Annotated in this window: 16 protein-coding genes and 1 riboswitch; of the genes, 5 read left to right on the top strand and 11 right to left on the bottom strand. The window is 71.3% G+C overall.

Translation table 11 applies throughout. The features are described 5' to 3' along the window. Positions 1 to 111: 111 nt before the first annotated feature. The 6 genes from mqnC to paaA form a co-directional block, all read right to left on the bottom strand. On the bottom strand, positions 112 to 1,302 hold the full coding sequence (gene mqnC / locus ACIBMZ_RS09250; protein ID WP_396692087.1) for a cyclic dehypoxanthinyl futalosine synthase: 1,191 nt from the start codon (positions 1,300 to 1,302) through the stop codon (positions 112 to 114). 215 nt (positions 1,303 to 1,517) lie between these two features. Beyond that, on the bottom strand, positions 1,518 to 2,639 hold the full coding sequence (gene paaE, locus ACIBMZ_RS09245; protein ID WP_396692086.1) for a 1,2-phenylacetyl-CoA epoxidase subunit PaaE: 1,122 nt from the start codon (positions 2,637 to 2,639) through the stop codon (positions 1,518 to 1,520). After that, positions 2,636 to 3,112, bottom strand: coding sequence for a 1,2-phenylacetyl-CoA epoxidase subunit PaaD (gene paaD / locus ACIBMZ_RS09240; protein ID WP_396692085.1), 477 nt, complete (start codon positions 3,110 to 3,112; stop codon positions 2,636 to 2,638). The genes paaE and paaD overlap by 4 nt, the downstream gene beginning before the upstream one ends. Positions 3,113 to 3,131: 19 nt before the next feature. Next, entirely contained in the window at positions 3,132 to 3,857 is a 726-nt protein-coding gene (gene paaC / locus ACIBMZ_RS09235) for a 1,2-phenylacetyl-CoA epoxidase subunit PaaC (RefSeq protein ID WP_396692084.1), read from the bottom strand. Continuing rightward, positions 3,854 to 4,144 carry a 1,2-phenylacetyl-CoA epoxidase subunit PaaB gene (gene paaB / locus ACIBMZ_RS09230; protein WP_350697438.1) on the bottom strand — a complete coding sequence of 97 codons (291 nt, stop codon included), beginning with the start codon at positions 4,142 to 4,144 and terminating at the stop codon, positions 3,854 to 3,856. Before paaB ends, paaC begins: the two co-directional genes overlap by 4 nt. A 55-nt stretch (positions 4,145 to 4,199) precedes the next feature. Beyond that, positions 4,200 to 5,249, bottom strand: coding sequence for a 1,2-phenylacetyl-CoA epoxidase subunit PaaA (paaA, locus tag ACIBMZ_RS09225; protein ID WP_396692083.1), 1,050 nt, complete (start codon positions 5,247 to 5,249; stop codon positions 4,200 to 4,202). A 361-nt stretch (positions 5,250 to 5,610) separates the two neighbouring features. Between paaA and ACIBMZ_RS09220 the strand changes: the two genes are divergently transcribed. Together ACIBMZ_RS09220 and ACIBMZ_RS09215 are read left to right on the top strand one after the other, a co-directional pair. Beyond that, positions 5,611 to 6,594 carry a hypothetical protein gene (locus tag ACIBMZ_RS09220; protein WP_396692082.1) on the top strand — a complete coding sequence of 328 codons (984 nt, stop codon included), beginning with the start codon at positions 5,611 to 5,613 and terminating at the stop codon, positions 6,592 to 6,594. Then, the gene (locus ACIBMZ_RS09215) at positions 6,594 to 7,532 is read left to right on the top strand and encodes a serine hydrolase (RefSeq protein WP_396692081.1); all 939 of its coding nucleotides are present in this window, start codon (positions 6,594 to 6,596) and stop codon (positions 7,530 to 7,532) included. The genes ACIBMZ_RS09220 and ACIBMZ_RS09215 overlap by 1 nt, the downstream gene beginning before the upstream one ends. A 13-nt stretch (positions 7,533 to 7,545) precedes the next feature. On the opposite strand, the gene ACIBMZ_RS09210 is transcribed toward ACIBMZ_RS09215, so the two are convergent. After that, positions 7,546 to 8,397, bottom strand: coding sequence for a menaquinone biosynthetic enzyme MqnA/MqnD family protein (locus ACIBMZ_RS09210; RefSeq protein ID WP_396692080.1), 852 nt, complete (start codon positions 8,395 to 8,397; stop codon positions 7,546 to 7,548). A 277-nt stretch (positions 8,398 to 8,674) separates the two neighbouring features. Between ACIBMZ_RS09210 and ACIBMZ_RS09205 the strand changes: the two genes are divergently transcribed. From ACIBMZ_RS09205 to ACIBMZ_RS09195, 3 genes are all read left to right on the top strand, one after another. Next, entirely contained in the window at positions 8,675 to 10,729 is a 2,055-nt protein-coding gene (locus tag ACIBMZ_RS09205) for a HelD family protein (RefSeq protein WP_396692079.1), read from the top strand. Positions 10,730 to 10,783: 54 nt separating this feature from the next. Continuing rightward, on the top strand, positions 10,784 to 11,053 hold the full coding sequence (locus ACIBMZ_RS09200; RefSeq protein ID WP_396692078.1) for a hypothetical protein: 270 nt from the start codon (positions 10,784 to 10,786) through the stop codon (positions 11,051 to 11,053). Positions 11,054 to 11,148: 95 nt separating this feature from the next. Further along, entirely contained in the window at positions 11,149 to 11,913 is a 765-nt protein-coding gene (locus ACIBMZ_RS09195; protein ID WP_396692077.1) for a VOC family protein, read from the top strand. Between the two features lie 23 nt (positions 11,914 to 11,936). On the opposite strand, the gene ACIBMZ_RS09190 is transcribed toward ACIBMZ_RS09195, so the two are convergent. The 4 genes from ACIBMZ_RS09190 to ACIBMZ_RS09175 form a co-directional block, all read right to left on the bottom strand. Beyond that, positions 11,937 to 12,755 (bottom strand): ABC transporter ATP-binding protein, encoded by an 819-nt coding sequence (locus ACIBMZ_RS09190; RefSeq protein WP_396692076.1) that lies wholly within the window; start codon positions 12,753 to 12,755, stop codon positions 11,937 to 11,939. Continuing rightward, complete coding sequence (locus ACIBMZ_RS09185) at positions 12,752 to 13,840, bottom strand: FecCD family ABC transporter permease (protein ID WP_396692075.1); 1,089 nt, start codon at positions 13,838 to 13,840, stop codon at positions 12,752 to 12,754. Before ACIBMZ_RS09185 ends, ACIBMZ_RS09190 begins: the two co-directional genes overlap by 4 nt. A 35-nt stretch (positions 13,841 to 13,875) precedes the next feature. Next, the gene (locus ACIBMZ_RS09180; RefSeq protein ID WP_396692074.1) at positions 13,876 to 14,811 is read right to left on the bottom strand and encodes an ABC transporter substrate-binding protein; all 936 of its coding nucleotides are present in this window, start codon (positions 14,809 to 14,811) and stop codon (positions 13,876 to 13,878) included. Positions 14,812 to 14,918: 107 nt separating this feature from the next. Continuing rightward, positions 14,919 to 14,980, bottom strand: a riboswitch (cobalamin riboswitch). Between the two features lie 171 nt (positions 14,981 to 15,151). After that, on the bottom strand, positions 15,152 to 17,029 hold the full coding sequence (locus tag ACIBMZ_RS09175; RefSeq protein WP_396692073.1) for a M14 family zinc carboxypeptidase: 1,878 nt from the start codon (positions 17,027 to 17,029) through the stop codon (positions 15,152 to 15,154). Positions 17,030 to 17,052: the final 23 nt, after the last annotated feature.

Here is a 17,052-nt window from a genome sequence, read left to right as displayed (position 1 = left end):
CGCTTCGAGCCGGTTGGATGGGCGGGGCGAGCCGTTCGGGTGATCAGCCGAGCGTCGGCACCGTTGGCGAACCGTGACCTTTCCGGGGACCACTCGTGACCTTGGGGAGACTCAGTTCGCCTCGACCAGCGGCAGGGAACGACCGGCACCGCCGCCGGGCAGCGCGATCGACGAGAAGTGCGACACCACCCGCTCGTCGGTGGGGTCGTCGGCGGGGGTGTGGTGCACGGCCAGCCGCCGGTAGAGCGTGTCCCGTTGCGCCGGGATCCGGTCGGCGGAGCGGATCATCCCGATCAGCTCGTGCAGGTTGGACCGGTGCCGGGCGCCCGCCGAGGAGATCACGTTCTCCTCCAGCATGATCGAGCCCAGGTCGTCCACGCCCATGTGCAGCGCGAGCTGGCCCACGTCCTTGCCCGTGGTCAACCAGGACGCCTGCAGGTGCGGCACGGTCTCGAAAAAGAGCCGGGCCACGGCCACCAGGCGGAGGTACTCCAGCGTGGTCGCCTGGGTCCGGCCCTTGAGGTGGTTGTTCTCCGGCTGGTACGTCCACGGGATGAAGGACCGGAAACCCTGGGTGCGGTCCTGCACGTCGCGGATCATCCGCAGGTGCTCGATCCGCTCGGCGGCCGTCTCACCGGTGCCCATCATCATCGTCGCGGTCGACTCGACGCCCTGCCGGTGCGCCAACTCCATGACCTCCAGCCAGCGCTCACCCGACTCCTTGAGCGGCGCGATCGCCTTCCGGGGGCGCTCCGGGAGCATCTCGGCGCCGGCACCGGCGATCGAGTCCAGCCCGGCGGCCTTGATGCGGGCGATGGCCTCGTCCAGGCTGACGCCGGAGACCTTGGCCATGTGCAGGATCTCGCTCGGGCCGATCGAGTGGATGGCGAGCTGCGGGTACGCCTTCTTGACCGAGGAGAACAGCTCCTCGTAGTACTCCACCCCGTATTCCGGGTGGTGACCGCCCTGGAGCATGACCTGGGTCGCGCCCAGTTCGACCGCCTCGCCGCAGCGACGCAGGATCTCCTCGGTGGGGTGGGTCCACCCCTCCTTGTGCTTGGGAGCCCGATAGAAGGCGCAGAACTTGCACGCCGTCACGCAGACGTTGGTGTAGTTGATGTTGCGGTCGATCAGGTACGTGACGACGTTGTCCGGGTACCGCCGACGGCGCACCGCGTCCGCGGCCTCGCCCAGCGCGTGGAAGGGCGCCTCGGTGTAGAGCAGCAGCGCCTCCTCGGGCGTGATCCGCCCACCGTCCGCGCCGCGCTGCAGGATGTCGTCGATCTCCCGGCTCGTCGTCACGCCACCGAGCCTACGCCGGGCTCACCCGTACCCCCACGAGCCCCGGCCACCCTGTGACCAAGATCGGAGCTACCCGGAGGCAGCCGAGACGTTCGGCGACGACCGACCCGCCCACCTCCGCAGCCCGACCCATTCGAGATCCTGGTGCGAAACCGCCCTCCGCGAGAGGGACGGTGCGGTTCCCAGATCCGCCGAGCGGGTGGGGCGGATGGAAGCTAGGCGTCGTAGTCGACGGTGACGGTGTCGGTGACCGGGCTGGACTGGCAGGTCAGCACGTAACCGGCCGCCACCTCGTCGGGCTCCAGCGCGTAGTTGCGGGCCATCTCGACCCGACCGGAGACCACCTTCGCTCGGCAGGTCGAGCAGACGCCGCCCTTGCAGGCGTACGGCAGCTCGCTGCGGACCTTCAACGCCGCGTCCAGGACCCGCTCGTCGCGACGCATGGTGAAACGCGACGACCGGCCGTCGAGCAGGATGGTGACCTCGGTGCCGGTGCCCGGCTCGTCACCGGGGCGGCGGACCGGCACCGGCGGCGCGTCGACGTGGAACAGCTCGGTGTGCACCGCGGACTCGGCGACGCCCCGCCCGACGAGCACCGTCTTGGCGTCCACCACGAGCCCGTACGGACCGCAGAGGAACCACTCCTCGATCGCGTCAGCGGGTACCACGGTGTCCAGCAGCCGACCCAGGCGCGCGGCGTCGATCCGCCCGGAGAGCAGCGGCGACTCGGTTTCCTCCCGCGACAGCACGTGCACCAGGTGCAGCCGCGTCGGATAGCGGTCCTTCAGGTCGGCCAACTCCTCGGCGAACATCACCGAGTTGGCCGTGCGGTTGCCGTACACCAGGGTGAAGGTGCTGGCCGGCTCGACGGCCAGGGCGGTGGCGACCAGCGACAGCACCGGCGTGATGCCGGAGCCGGCGACCACCGCGCCGTAGCGGCGGACCCGGCCCGGGGCGAACGCGCTGCCGAAGTGTCCCAGCGGCGGCAGCACCTCGACGGTGTCGCCGCGCCGCAGCACCCCGCAGGCGTACGCCGAGAACGCGCCGCCGGGGATCTCCCGCACCCCGATCCGCAGCCGACCGTGCCGGGCCAGCTCCTGCGGCGTGGAGCAGATCGAGTACGACCGGCGCACGACCGGGCCGGCGCTCCCGCCCACGTCGGCGGGGAGCCGTACGGTGAGGTGCTGCCCTGCCTGGAAGGCGAAGGTCTCGCGCAACTCCTCGGGCACGTCGAAGGTGATCGCGACGGCGTCGGAGGTGAGCCGGTCGACCGCGACGACGGGCAACGGGTGGAACACCGGGCGACGGCGGACCGGACGGGTGATGGTGACAGTCACAGCGCCTTCACATGGTCGAAGGGTTCGGAACAGGCGCGACAGCGCCACAACGCTTTGCACGCGGTGGAGCCGAAGCGGCTGAGCTGCTCGGTCTCCGGCGACCCACAGCGCGGGCACCGCACGGCGAGGGTCAACGGGACCACGCCGTCGCGGGATGTCGCGTGCGGTGGGGCGATGCCCGCGGCGGCCAGCTTGGCCCGACCGGCGTCGCTGATCCAGTCGGTGCTCCAGGCCGGACTGTGCACCGTACGCACCTCGGCGTCCGGGTGTCCGGCGGCGGCCAGCGCGCGTCGGATGTCGGCCCGGATCACGTCCATCGCCGGGCAGCCGGTGTACGTGGGAGTGATGGTCACCACGACGCGGCCGGTGCCCGCGTCCTGCTCCACCGCACGCAGGATGCCGAGGTCGTCGATGGTGACCACCCGGATCTCGGGGTCCACCACCGACGCGACGGCCACGCGCGGATCGGTCATCGTGCCGGTCCGACCGCGTTCACCAGCGCGCCCCGGGGTGGGCGCGGTGCACCACCTGCGCTTCGGCGAGCAGGTACGACAGGTGTTCGGTGTGCACGCCGTCCCGTCCGCCGGTCGGTGCCCAGACTGAATCCGGCGCGGTGAGGGTCGCCTCGGCGAGCACGTCGGTGACCGTGCGGTCGAACTCGCCCCGCAGGGTGGCCGGGTCGACCGGGGCGTCCGGCGCGGGGGCGAACAGCTCGTTCGCGTACGGCCAGACCTGGTCGATCCCGTCCTGCATCCGCCGGTGCGACTCGGCGGTGCCGTCACCCAGCCGCTTCACCCAGAGCGCGGCGTGATCCAGGTGGTAGGCGGACTCCTTGCGCGCCTTGCCGCCGATCGCGGCCAGCCGCTCGTCGGCGCAACCGGCCAGCGCGGTGTAGAGCGGGAGCTGGTACGCCGACAGCACGAGCAGCTTCGCCATGGTCACCGCGAAGTCGCCGTTCGGCAGCTCGACCAGCAGACAGTTGCGGAACTCCCGATCGTCACGCAGGTACGCCAGCGCGTCCTCGTCCCGGCCCGCGCCCTCCAACTCGCCCGCGTACGTCAGCAGCAGCCGCGCCGCGCCGAGCTGGTCGAGGGCGATGTTGGCCAGCGCGATGTCCTCCTCCATCTCGGGGGCACGGGTGGTCCACTCGGCGAGCCGCTGCGCCGCGATCAACGCGTCGTCGCCGAGCGCCAGGGTGAAGGCGAACGGACCGTTCACAGGTGCGCCACCCCGTCCGGCACCTCGTAGAAGGTGGGGTGGCGGTAGACCTTGTCGGCCGCCGGGTCGAAGAAGGCGTCCTTCTCGTCCGGGCTGGAAGCGGTGATCGCCCCGGCCGGCACCACCCAGATCGACACCCCCTCCTGGCGACGGGTGTAGAGGTCCCGGGCGTTCCGCAGGGCCAGCTCGGCGTCGGGCGCGTGCAGGCTGCCCACGTGCGTGTGCGACAGACCCCGCCGGGCCCGGACGAAGACCTCCCAGAGCGGTGCGGATTCCCTCGCGCTCACAGCGTCACCTCGGTTCGCGACTGCGGGGCTCGCAAGATCGGCTCACTCCTCGCGCTCACGCTGCCACCTTCTCCCGCCGCTTTGCCGCGTACGCCTCGGCGGCCTCGCGGACCCACGCGCCGTCGGCGTGCGCCTGGCGCCGGTGTGCCATCCGCTCCCGGTTGCACGGCCCGTTGCCCTTGATCACTCGCATCAGCTCGGCGTAGTCGGGCTGGGTGAAGTCGTACGCCTGGCGCTCCTCGTTCCAGCGCAGGTCCGGATCGGGAATGGTGAGCCCGAGCGCCTCCGCCTGGCCGACGCACATGTCCACGAAGCGCTGCCGCAACTCGTCGTTGGAGAAGCGCTTGATCTTCCAGGCCATCGACTGGGCGGAGTGGGTGGAGTCACCGTCCGGCGGGCCGAACATGGCCAGCGACGGATACCACCAGCGGTCCACCGCGTCCTGCGCCATCGCCTGCTGGGCCGGGGTGCCGTGTGCCAGCACGTGCAGGATCTCGTAGCCCTGGCGCTGGTGGAACGACTCCTCCTTGCAGACCCGGATCATGGCGCGGGCGTACGGGCCGTAGGAGCAGCGGCACAGCGGCACCTGGTTGACGATCGCCGCGCCGTCCACCAGCCAGCCGATGACACCGACGTCGGCCCAGGTCAGAGTCGGGTAGTTGAAGATCGAGCTGTACTTCTGCCGACCGTCCAGCAGGAGCTGGACCAGCTCGTCCCGGCTCACCCCGAGGGTCTCGGCCGCGGCGTAGAGGTAGAGCCCGTGACCGGCCTCGTCCTGCACCTTGGCGAGCAGGATCGCCTTGCGCTTGAGCGAGGGGGCCCGGCTGATCCAGTTGCCCTCCGGCTGCATGCCGATGATCTCTGAGTGCGCGTGCTGGGCGATCTGCCGGATCAACGTCCGCCGGTACGCCTCCGGCATCCAGTCACGCGGCTCGATCTTCTGGTCGGCGTCGACCACCGCGGTGAAGTAGGCCGCCAGGTCCGTTCCGGAGTCGGCGTCCACGCGGCTCCGCTCCGCCGCGGCACGCAGCGCCGCCTCCGCCGCCTCGACCTCGCCGAGCAGGCCGCCGGGCGGTTCCTCGCCCGGGAAGTCATTGCCATACATGGACTCAGTGTTACAGCTTGCAACTTGTGACACCAGAGGGGTGTCATAGAAATACGAGATACCCCAGCGTTACCAGGCACGCGCCCCGGGTAGCGCCCACCACTGTGAGACGGGTCACATATGGACGGCAAATCCTCGCAACAGCCGCGTAGCGGGTTCTTATCCCGCCTTCACGGCGAGTTGACCGGTGTCGGATCCTGGCGTCATCCGAATCCGGACGTAGACTTCGCAGGTCACACCGATCGGTGCAGGACGATCGCACGCCGATGGGGCACCTCCCCCGCCCCCGGAGCGATCCACACCGGTCAGTCCTGGCAACAAGCCGGTCCCCCCGGCCCTGACCTCTGGAGCTCACCCGCTCATGCGATCTCGCGTGATCATGGTGTTCGCCGTCACGGCGGTCCTGCTCGGCGGCGTCATGCTGGTGCCGGCCGCGTACGCCCGACTCTCCGGCGACGAGGCGAACGCCGCACAGGAGAGCGTCGCGGCACCGCCGCCCGCGCCACCGCCGCCACCCACTCTCGCAGCGGGCAAGGTGTCGGTGAACTTCAAGGGCGACTTCTTCTCGTGGGCGCTGATGGACCGCGAGACGGGTGAGATCTCCGGCTCGAAGAACATGGCCTCGACCAGTTCCACCGAGTCGATGATCAAAGCGTGGATCGTCGCCGACTACCTGCGCCAACTCGACGACGAGGAGTTGACGGCGGCGGCGAAGAAGGCGGCCAGCAAAGCCATCCGGGACAGCGACGACTCGTCGACCAACTACATCTACCGCATGGCCGGCGGCTCGTACGCGGTGCCGGCGGGCGGTCAGCCCGGTCCGGTGATCAAGCGCGCGATCAGCATCTGCGACCTCACCGACACCAAGCGGGGCAACGTCAAGGGGTACGAGGGCTGGTGGAGCTTCACCAGGATGTCCCCGCGCGACGCGGTCCGGCTCGGCGACTGCATCGCCGACGGCCGGGCGGCCGGCCCGAAATGGACCGAGTGGCTGCTCTCCGAGATGAGCAAGGTACGCGGCACCACCGCCGACAAGGACCAGCACGAGGACGAGGGTTGGGGCGGCGGCCGGTGGGGCATCATCGACGGACTACCTGAGTCGATCACCAGTCAGGGCCCGGTCGGCATGAAGAACGGCTGGACCAAGCTGTTCTACGACCGCAGTTGGCACGTCAACTGCCTCGCGGTCACGGAGAAGTGGAGTCTGGCCGTGATGCTTCGCTATTCGTTCGCCGAGAAGCTCGACTACGGCGCCGACGTCTGCGCCAGCGTCGCCGCCCAACTGGTGACCCCGCAGCCCGGCGGTGCGCTCAAGGTGCCGCAGCAGCCGGCCGGGAAGCTCTGATGGCCACCGGTAAGCGCGACCGGGAGGGCGGAACATCTCCGCTACGGCTCGTCGCCATCGCCTGCGTACTGCTCGGGCTGGTCCTGGTCTCCCTGCGCCTGCTTCCCGGCTCCCCCTTCGAGTCCCGCGCCGCCGCCGAGTGGGGCCGCTCCGAGCCGCCGGTGTCCCGCGCCGGCTCGCTCACCGACCGTCACACGCGGCCGTCGCCCTCGCCGAGCCCGTCGCCCGAGCCCGAACCGCTGCCGTTCGCTGCCAAGCAGCTCGACCTGGACATCGACGGCTGGTACGGCTGGAGCGTGCTGGACCGCCGCTCCGGCGAGATCATCGGCTCGGACAACATGGACGAGACCAACACCACCGCCTCGCTGATCAAGTCCTGGATCGTCGCCGACTACCTGCGACGCACCGCCAACGCGGGACAGACGCCGAGCGACGCGAAGCTCGACGACCTGACCAGGATCATCCGGGACAGCGACAACACCCGTACCGAGCAGCTCTACACCCAGATCGGGCGGGCCGCGTCGATCAAGCGGCTGCTGTCGGTCTGTGACCTGACCGACAGCAAGGTCTCCAGCGACCTCGGCTGGAGCCGCACCGAGCTGTCCCCCCGCGACACCGCACGGCTGGGCAACTGCATCGCCGACGGTCGGGCCGCCGGCCCCGAGTGGACCAAGTGGCTGCTCAAGGAGATGCGCCTGGTACGCGGTGCCGGCGACTTCGGTATCCGCAAGGCGTTCCCGGCCGACGAGGCGAAGCAGATCGCCATCAAGAACGGCTGGGTGGACCGCACCCGCGAGCAGGAGATCCACGTCAACTGCCTGGCGGTCGGCGACACCTGGACGATGGGCGTGATGCTCCGCTACCCCATCAGCAGGGGCTACGAGTACGGCATGGACAACTGCCAGGAGATCACCGAGGCGCTGCTGACGCGTACCTGATGGTGCGGAACGGTCAGCGGGTGAAGAAGGCCGGTCCACCGGCCGGCAGCGCGGGCGTCTCGCCGATCTCGGCGGCCCGACGGGCGAACTCCCGGAGCCCGGCGACCTGACGCTCGCCGAGCGAGAAGTCCAGGGCCCGGAAGTACTCGGCGAGGGTGGTCGCGTCGAACGGCTCCCAACGGGCCGCCGACTCGGCGACCTGGTCCAGCTCGGCCAGGCACAGGTCACGCGAGCGCAGGAACGCCTCGTGCACCTCCTTGACCAGGCCGGGATGAGCGGCGGCGAAGTCACGACGGACCGCCCAGACGGCGAACACCATCGGCAGCCCGGTCCACTCCCGCCAGGCCGACCCCAGGTCGGTCACGGTCAGCCCCTGCCGGGGCGCTTCGTACATGGCCCGCAGCGCCACGTCGCCGATCAACACTGCGGCGTCGGCCTCCAGCAGCATCTGCGTCAGGTCCGGCGGGCAGCGGAAGTACTCCGGGTCGACGCCGTACCGCTCACGCAGCAGCAGCCGGGCGAGCAGCACGCCGGTCCGCGAGGTGGACCCGAGCGCGATCCGCGCCCCGTCGAGATCGGCCAGCGGGCGGGTGCTGACCAGGTTGACCGACAGCACCGGCCCGTCGCTGCCGACCGCCAGGTCCGGCAGGAGCAGCAGTTCGTCGGCGTGCCGCAGGTACTCGACCAGGGTGATCGGCCCGATGTCCAGGTCACCGGCGACCAGCGCCGCGCTGAGCCGATCCGGCGAGTCCTTGTGCAGGTCGACGTCGAGCAGCGCTCCCGAACGCATCAGCCCCCAGTAGATGGGGAGGCAGTTGAGGAACTGGATGTGCCCGACCCGGGGGCGGGCGACGCGCTCGACCATGCCCCGACCGTATCGCCGCCCGACCCGATCGGCTCAGCGAGCCGCCCCGGAAGTGGCCAACCCCGCACCCGTCGGTAAGGAAGGGCCCCCTGCTATCGCCTGGTGTCGTACAGGGGACCCTTCCTTACATAAACCGGTTGCTGGCCGGCGGGCGGGGAGTAGGCTGTCCGCTTCCGCCTGACGGCCGAGGTGAGTAGCACCGGAGCGGACGTCCCGCGCCGACCCGTGGTCGGAAACGCGAGCGGCAGCCTTCTTCCCCGCGTCAAGGAGCACGTGGATGAGCCTGCACGCCCCACAGACCCCGCACCCGCCGACGTCCGGCCTCGACGACGAGCTGACCGCCGAGCGGGCCCACCTGACCCGGTCCCGAGCCGCGTTGCACCGGATGCGCGAACGCGCCGAGGCACTCTTCGCCACCGGCGACACGGTGGCCGGTGACTCGTACACCGCCGAGCAGCTCGGGCGACACCTCGCCCGTCGGGTGGCCGAACTGGCCGACGACCCACGGACGCCGCTGTTCTTCGGCCGCCTCGACTTCGGCGACGCCGACGCCGAGCACTCCGGGCGGCGCTACCACGTCGGCCGCCGGCACGTCACCGACGAGCAGGGCGAACCGCTGGTGCTGGACTGGCGGGCACCGGTGTCGCGGTCGTTCTACCGGGCCAGCGCCCGCGACCCGCAGGGGCTCGCGGTGCGCCGCCGGTTCGGTTTCGGCGACGGCGTGCTGACCAGCTTCGAGGACGAACGCCTCGACCGTGGCGAGGAACTCGGCACCGCCAGCCGGATCCTCACCGCCGAGATCGAACGCCCCCGGATCGGGCCGATGCGCGACATCGTCGCCACCATCCAGCCCGAGCAGGACGAGCTGGTCCGCGCCGACCTGACCGACTCGATCTGCGTACAGGGCGCGCCCGGCACCGGGAAGACGGCGGTCGGGTTGCACCGCGCCGCATACCTGCTCTATCTGCACCGGGAGCGGCTACGTCGGTCGAAGGTGCTGGTCGTCGGGCCGAACCGGGCGTTCCTCGGGTACATCGCGGCGGTGCTGCCCGCCCTCGGTGAGGTGGAGGTCGCGCAGGCCACCGTCGAGGACCTGGTCGACCGGGTCGCAGTGCGGGCGACGGAACCGTCCGAGGTGGCGAGGATCAAGCACGACGCCCGGATGGCCGAGGTGCTGCGCCGGGCCCTCGACGCGTACGTGGGCGAGCCGACCGAGGCGATGACCGTCTCCGACGGCTCGTACCGCTGGCGGATCGGGTTGGAGCCGCTGCACCGGCTGGTCCACGAGACCCGCGCGGCGGAGCTGCCGTACGCCGTCGGCCGGGAACGGATCCGGGCGCGGGTGGTCGGGCTGCTGCAACGGCAGGCCGAGGCCCGGCGGGCGGAGTCGCCGAGCGACGCCTGGCTGCGCCGAACGGGCCGTTCGACGCCGGTCACCACGTTCCTGGACGCGGTCTGGCCCGCGCTCACCCCGGAGGGGCTGGTGCACGCCCTGCTCGGCGACCCCGCCCGGCTCGCGGCGGCGGCTGAGGGCCTGCTCACCGCCGACGAGCAGGCCCTGCTCACCGCCGGGAAGGTGGCCCGTACGCCGAAGGCCACCCGGTGGACCGCCGCCGACGCCGTCCTGATCGACGAGGCGGCCGGGCTGATCGAGCGGCCGACCGGCTTCGGGCACGTCGTGGTCGACGAGGCCCAGGACCTCTCCGCGATGCAGTGCCGGGTGATCGCCCGGCGCAGCGAGCACGGCTCGCTCACCCTCCTCGGTGACCTGGCCCAGGCGACCGCGCCCTGGGCCGCCACCGACTGGCGGGACACCCTGCGCCACCTGGGCAAGCCGGACGCGGCGGTGGTGCCGTTGACGGTCGGCTTCCGGGTGCCGGCGGAGGTGCTCGCCTTCGCCAACCGGCTGCTGCCGGCGCTCGCCGTCGACGTGCCGCCGGCCGAGTCGCTGCGCCACGACGGCACCCTCACGGTGCGTACCGTGACCGACCTGTTCGAGGCGACGGTGGACGAGGTGCGCGCGGCGCTCACGCACGAGGGATCGATCGCGGTGGTCGCCGCCGACGACGCGGTGCCCGGGCTCCGCGCGGCGCTGGCGGCGGCGGGCATCGAGACGGCGACGGTGGACGAGCCGACGGAGGGTACGCGGGTCTCCGTCATGCCGGCCACCAGCGTGAAGGGCCTGGAGTACGACCATGTGGTCGTCGCCGAACCGGCCGCCATCGTGGCCGCCGAACCACGCGGCCTGCACCGCCTGTACGTGGTGCTCACCCGGGCGGTGTCCCGGCTGTCGGTGGTGCACGTCGCGCCGCTTCCCGCCCCGCTCGGCTGAGCGCGCGGTCGCGCCGACGCGTCAGACCGTCAAGGGAGCAACCCGGAAGGAGCCGTGATCCCGCTGGTGGTGATCGCCGCGAGGCTGACCGCGGCCGAGATCACCCCGCTCCGGCTCCTGCTGGCGCTGGCCACCGTGTCCGTGGTCGCGGTGCCGTTCACCCTGCTGGGGCTCGCCATCGGATGCTCACTGCCGAGCATGGCGGTGACCGTGGTGGCCCAGGTCGTCTTCTTGTCGCCGGTCATGCTCGGCGTCTGGGTGGTGGCGCTGGCCGCGGTCGGCGGATGGGCGTACCGACGGGACGAGGGTCGCCGGTTCAGTTGACGTTCCGGCCGTTTCCCTCGGGCGGCGGCCGGGCGGTGCCACGATGCCGGTGAGGGTGGTCGAACGGCGGGCGCCCCGAGCCGAGAGGGGTGGCCGTGGTCGACATTCCGCCCGGCACCCCCTGCTGGGCCGATCTGGCCACCCCGGGGCTGGACGCGGCGCGACGGTTCTATCCCGAGCTGTTCGGCTGGACCGGCCGGGTCGATCCCGAACCGGAGGCGGGCGGTTACACGGTCTTCCTGCTGGGTGGGCGACCGGTGGCCGGAGTGGGGCCGCCGGCCGTACCGGACCAGGTGCCGATCTGGTCGACGTACGTCGCCACCGACGACGCCGACCTGGTCGCCGGCCGGGTGGAACGGGCCGGTGGGCAGGTGGTGGTGCCACCGTTCGAGGTGTTCGACCGGGGCCGGATGGCGGTGTTCAGCGACCCGGCCGGTGCCGCGTTCAGCGTGTGGCAGCCGATGACCTTCGGCGGTGCCGACGTCTTCGACGTACCCGGCGCGATGTGCTGGACCGAACTGGTCACTCCCGACCCGGACGGGGCACGGGTCTTCTACGAGCTGGTCTTCGGGTGGCAGCCCGAGGAGGAGCCGATGGGGCAGGTCGCCTACACCGGCTGGCGGCTGGGTGACCGCCTGGTGGCCGGGATGATGCCGCCACTGGGTGCCGAGTTCCCGGCCGACTCACCGGCGTACTGGACGCTCTACTTCTCGGTCGCCGACGCCGATGCCACCGCCGCCCGCGCCGCCGAACTGGGCGGCACCATCCTCGTGCCGCCCCGGGACATCCCCGCCGGCCGCGTCACCGCTCTACGCGACCCGCACGGCGCACTCTTCTCCCTCATCGCCCTGACCTCCTGACCGCCTCACCCCGTCGTCACCCGTCAACGGGGACGGGTGGGGAGGACCAGGGGGCCGTGCGGGCCGGGGACGACCGTGACGTGGGCCCGGTAGTAGCGGGCGAGCATCTCCTCGGTGAGTACCTCGGTCGGGGTGCCCTCGGCGACGATCCGGCCGTCGGCCAGCAGCACCATGCGGTCGGCGTACTCGCCCGCGATGGAGAGGTCGTGCATGGTGGCCAGCACGGTCAGGCCGTGCGTACGGCGCAACTGGTCGACGAGTTCGAGCACCTCCTGCTGGTGACCGATGTCCAGCGCGCTGGTCGGCTCGTCGAGCAACAGCAGGGTCGCGCCCTGGGCCAGCGCGCGGGCCAGGAAGACCCGCTGCCGCTCCCCGCCGGAGAGGGTGGCCAGTTCCCGGCCCTGGAAGCCGGCCAGGTCCAGCCGGCCGAGCACCTCGTGCACCACGGCCAGGTCGGCGGCGGACTCCCGGCCCAGCGGCGGGATGTACGGGGTACGCCCGAGCAGGACGTAGTCCAGCACCGCCATGCCGGGCGGTACGACCGGGGACTGGGCCACGGTCGCCACCACCCGGGCCCGTTCGCGGCGGCGCAGGGCGCTCGACGGCGTACCGAAGAGGTGCACGGCGCCCGGCGCGGCGAGCAGGCCGCCGACGGCCCGCAACAGGGTCGACTTGCCGGCGCCGTTGGGTCCGATCACGGTGACCCACTCGCCGGGCCGGACGGTCAGGTCGACACCGGCCAGGATCGGCGTGCCGTCCAGGCTGATCCGCAGATCACGCACCTGCACGGCGTCGGCACCGGACGCGGCCCGGTCGCCACCTGACGACTCGGGCGCGGTCATGTCAGCACCCGCCGGGCGGTCCGCAGCACCAGGACGAAGAAGGGACCGCCGAGCAGCGCGGTGACCACCCCGATCGGAATCTCCTGCGGCGCGGCGGCGGTCCGGGCCACCACGTCGGTCAACGCCAGGAAGGCGCCGCCGAACAGCAGCGACAGCGGCAGGATGACGCGGTAGCTCGATCCGGCGAGCAGTCGCACGGTGTGCGGCACGATGATCCCGACGAACCCGATCAGGCCGGAGGCGGACACCGCGGCGGCGGTGCCCAGCGAGGCGGCGGCGATCAGCAGGTACCGGGAGCGCTGCGGGTGCAGGCCCAGCCCGGCCGCCTCGTCGTCACCCACCGAGAGCACGTCCAGCTCCCGCCGGTGCAGCAGGATGACCAGGCTGGTGAGCAGGAAGTACGGCAGCACCAGCCGGACGTCGTGCCAACCGGCGGTGGCCAGCCGCCCGAGCAGCCAGGAGTACACCTCCTGGATGCTGTCCGCGTTGCGTTGCAGCAGGTACGTCTGCCCGGCGGAGAGGAACGCGGAGACGGCCACCCCGGCCAGGATCAGCGTGGCCGGGGAACGGCTGCGTCCACCGGCCACTCCGAGCAGGTACGTCATGGCGACCGCACCGAGCGAGCCGACGAAGGCGGCCAGCGGGATGGTGAGGGGAAGCCCGCTGAGCGCCCCGCCGGTGGCGGTGCCGAGGGTCAGTACGACGGTGACCGCCAGGCCCGCCCCGGCGGCCACGCCGAGCAGGTACGGGTCGGCCAACGGGTTGCGGAACACGCCCTGGTAGGCGCCACCGGCCAGGGCGAGCAGTCCACCGACCAGCAGGCCCAGCACCACCCGGGGCAGCCGCAGCTCGGTGACGATGGCGATCTCGCGCTCGGTCAGCCCGCTCTCCAGGCGTACCCCGGTCAGCAGGTTGAGCAGTTCGATCGCGACGCTGCCGGGCGGCAGGCTGACCGGCCCCAGCGAGACGCCGGCCACCAGGGCGACGAAGACGGCGAGCACGCCGATGGCGAGCCAGCGTTTCCGCAGGCCCGCCGGACGGCTGACGGCCGGTAAGGAAGGGCCCCTTGCTAACGCCTGGTGCATAGGAAGGGTCCCCTGCTAACGCCTGACGACGTCGGTCACTCGGCAGCCTTGCTGGTGGCGTCCACGATGGTGCGGAGCAGGTCCACCACACGCGGGCCCCAGCGCGAGGCGATGTCGTCGTCCAGCTCGACGATCTGGTCGCTCTTGACCGCCTCGATGCCGGACCAGCCGCTGCGCGCCTTGACGGTGGCGGCGCTCTGCTGGCAGCACTTCACATCGGAGAGGAAGACGAAGTCCGGGTTGGCCTGGACGATCACTTCCTGGGAGAGCTGCGGGTAGCCGCCGTTCTTGCCGTCGGCGTCCGCCGCGTCGGCGATGTTCTCCAGGCCGGCGAGGGCGTAGATCGAGCCGATGAAGGTCTTGCTGGTGGCGGTGTACAGCTCCGGCCCCAGCTCGTGGAAGTAGGTCGGCGCCTGGACCCGCTGCGGCACCTCGGCGACGATCTTGGTGATGTCGTCCTTCATCCGCTGCACCACGTCGGCCGCCGCGTCGGCGTTGCCGGTGAGCGTGCCCAGCTCGGTGATCTGCCGGTACGAGTCGTCCAGGGTCTGCGCCGCCGGGGTCAGGTACACCGGGATCTTGAGCGTGGTGAGCTGGTCGACGATCTTGTTGCGGTCGTCGCTGAGCACCACCAGGTCGGGGTTCTTCGCGGCGACCGCCTCGGCGTTCGGCTGGTAGCCGGAGAGGTCGGTCTTGGGCGCGTCGGCGGGGTGGTTCGACTGGTCGTCGACGGCGGTGACCTGCGGGCCGGCACCGATGGCGAAGAGCATCTCGGTGGCCGTCGCGGAGAGCGAGACGATCTTCTCGGGACGCTGCTCCAGGGTCAACGACCCGACGGTGACGGGGTAGGCGGCGCCACTCGGGCGCTCGCCGGTGCTGGGTGTCTCGCTGCTCGTCTCGGCACAGGCGCCGAGGGCGAGCGCGGCCACCGCGAGAGTGGCGGCGAAGACCCGGGGGGTACGGCTGAACATCGGTCCTCCTGTCGGTCGAGGAGTGCTGCTTCGCCGACAGGAGCCGGGGCGGCCCGTCCGCGAGGCGCCCTTCCTCGAGAGCGCGAATCGCGACGCGCCCCAGGCGACCTGACTCGTCCCCGACATCCGGGGCATCACAGTTGCGGGACAGCGCCGGTTTCGCACCGGCTTCGCTGCGGCGGGTCGGTACGACGGTAGCGCACGGCGGGACCGCGACCCGCTGAGCAGGTCGCGGTCCCGGTCGGGGGCCACCGCCGGCAGCCCGTCGAGTTCACTTTTGTCCGGTTGGTTGCCCGGGACGGGGCCCCGCGCGAGGGGGTGTGGCGGGGCCCCGCCGGTCTCAGGAGGCGGTGATCGTGACGTTGTCCACAGCCGCCTCGACCAGGCTGGCCGTCGACGCGTCGGCGGCCTCCACCAGGATCCGGACGGACTGTCCCGCGTACGGGGTGAGGTTGAGGTTGGCCTGCGTCCAGGCGCCGTTGCGGTTGGTGGCCGCACCGGCCTGGGTCAGCAGGGCCGTGGTGCCGCCGTTGTGCACCACGCTGACCCGTAGGTAGTCGGCCGACGACGAGTTGGATCCGTGTGCCAGGTACCAGGCCAGCGACAGGGTCAACGTACCGCTGGACGGCAGGGTGACCGCCGGGGACCGGGCGCTGGTCACGCCGCCGTCCACGTCGTAGTCCCCGGCGGCGCTGCCGGCCAACCGGCCGGTGACCAGGTCGTTGCTACCGGCGAACGGGGTGAGCTGCTTGGCGCCGCTGGAGTTGGTGGCCTGCGCCGCCCCCCGCTCCCACTGCCCCGAGGTCGCGGTGTCGGTGCCGTTGGGGTTGATCGTCCAGCCGGTCGCGGTCTCGAAGGTGTCCGACCAGACGGTGGTCCCGCTGCCACCGCCGCAGTACTGGGCCTGCTTGCCGATGGCCCGGTACGGGCAGTCGGCGTACTCGGAGAGGATCAGCACCGCCTCCCGGTTGCGCGAGGTCTGCGCCGGGATCACCTCGTCGGGCGGGTAGAAGCCGCCGCCGGAGGCCGAGCCCGGATACAACTCGAAGGTGTACGCCCAGATGCCGTGCGTCGCCCACATCCAGTCGATGCTGCTGCCGTCGGTGATGTACAGGTCGCTGGACTGCTGCGGGGTGAAGCCGTTGGTCGCCGCCATCTGCTGGCCGATGGTGGCGAAGGTGTTGTACTGGTCGGCGTTCATCCCGGTGGCGGTGTTGCTGGTCGTGTAGCCGTACGGCCAGAGCACCAGCTCGGAGTAGGTGTGGAAGTCGATGTTGGCCTTGATCTGCTGCACCCCGCCGACCACCCGGCTGTTGACGAAGTTACGCAGCGCCTGCGTCTCCGGAGCGGAGAACGCCGACGGACCCCGGTAGGTGTCCGAGGAGGTGGAGCCGGACGAGCCGCCGCAGCACCCGAAGTTGTAGCTCCAGTTGCGGTTCAGGTCGGTGCCGACGTACGACGAGCCGCTGTTGGGTTGCCGGTTCTTCCGCCAGGACCGGTAGGAGCCGGTGGCGATGTCGTACTCGCTGCCGTCGGGGTTGACGGTCGGCACGATCCAGATCTCCCGGTTGTTGACCAGGCTGGTGATCCGGGAGTCGGAGCCGTAGTTGTCGGTGAAGAGGTTGAGCAGATAGATCGCCATCTCGACGGTCAGGTGCTCACGGGCGTGCTGCTGGGCGTTGAACAGGATCTCCGGCTCGTTCTCGTCGGTGGCGACGTTGTCGGAGATCTTCACCGCCACCAGGTCCCGGCCCTCGTACGAGCTGCCGATACTGATCTTGCGGGCGATCGACGGATGGTCCGCGACGACCTGGTTGACCACGGCGGTCATCTCCGCGTAGTCGTGGTAGTTCGCGTCGGCCGGCGGGAAGGCCAACGCGCCGACCTGCCCGTCTGCGGTGCCCCGATCGGTGGGCAGGGCGGCGATCGCCTCCAGCCGGAACCCGAGGCGGGTGATCGCGGCGGCCTCGGCGCGGGTGGCCGAGACGTGCAGCACGCCGTGTTCGGAGTAGTCGATCGCGGCACCGGTGCCGGCGATCGCGTTGCGGTCGGCGAGCGTCTTCGGGCCCAGTACCCGGTAGGGCACGGCGGCCGGCTGCTCGTCCCGGTTCGGGGCCGGTTCGGCGGACACCGGTGGTGCGGAGACGGTGAGCAGGCCGAGCCCGGCGGCGACGATGAGCGCCAGGGCACGGCGGACGGGGATCGAACGGAAGGCCATGGACAACCTCCTGGAGGCGCGGG

It is taken from the genome of Micromonospora sp. NPDC049900 (assembly GCF_044461025.1).
Taxonomy (GTDB): domain Bacteria; phylum Actinomycetota; class Actinomycetes; order Mycobacteriales; family Micromonosporaceae; genus Micromonospora.
The sequence above is the reverse complement of the archived record's forward strand: the minus strand, read 5'-3'. Positions and strand labels throughout refer to the sequence as shown.

Excerpts from the sequence above, each read along its gene's own strand:
- paaD (WP_396692085.1), bottom strand. The coding sequence starts at position 3,112 with ATGACCGATCCGCGCGTGGCCGTCGCGTCGGTGGTGGACCCCGAGATC.
- ACIBMZ_RS09220 (WP_396692082.1), top strand. The coding sequence starts at position 5,611 with ATGCGATCTCGCGTGATCATGGTGTTCGCCGTCACGGCGGTCCTGCTC.
- paaA (WP_396692083.1), bottom strand. The coding sequence starts at position 5,249 with ATGTATGGCAATGACTTCCCGGGCGAGGAACCGCCCGGCGGCCTGCTC.
- ACIBMZ_RS09180 (WP_396692074.1), bottom strand. The coding sequence starts at position 14,811 with ATGTTCAGCCGTACCCCCCGGGTCTTCGCCGCCACTCTCGCGGTGGCC.
- ACIBMZ_RS09185 (WP_396692075.1), bottom strand. The coding sequence starts at position 13,840 with ATGCACCAGGCGTTAGCAAGGGGCCCTTCCTTACCGGCCGTCAGCCGT.
- ACIBMZ_RS09205 (WP_396692079.1), top strand. The coding sequence starts at position 8,675 with ATGAGCCTGCACGCCCCACAGACCCCGCACCCGCCGACGTCCGGCCTC.
- ACIBMZ_RS09175 (WP_396692073.1), bottom strand. The coding sequence starts at position 17,029 with ATGGCCTTCCGTTCGATCCCCGTCCGCCGTGCCCTGGCGCTCATCGTC.
- ACIBMZ_RS09215 (WP_396692081.1), top strand. The coding sequence starts at position 6,594 with ATGGCCACCGGTAAGCGCGACCGGGAGGGCGGAACATCTCCGCTACGG.
- ACIBMZ_RS09190 (WP_396692076.1), bottom strand. The coding sequence starts at position 12,755 with ATGACCGCGCCCGAGTCGTCAGGTGGCGACCGGGCCGCGTCCGGTGCC.
- ACIBMZ_RS09210 (WP_396692080.1), bottom strand. The coding sequence starts at position 8,397 with ATGGTCGAGCGCGTCGCCCGCCCCCGGGTCGGGCACATCCAGTTCCTC.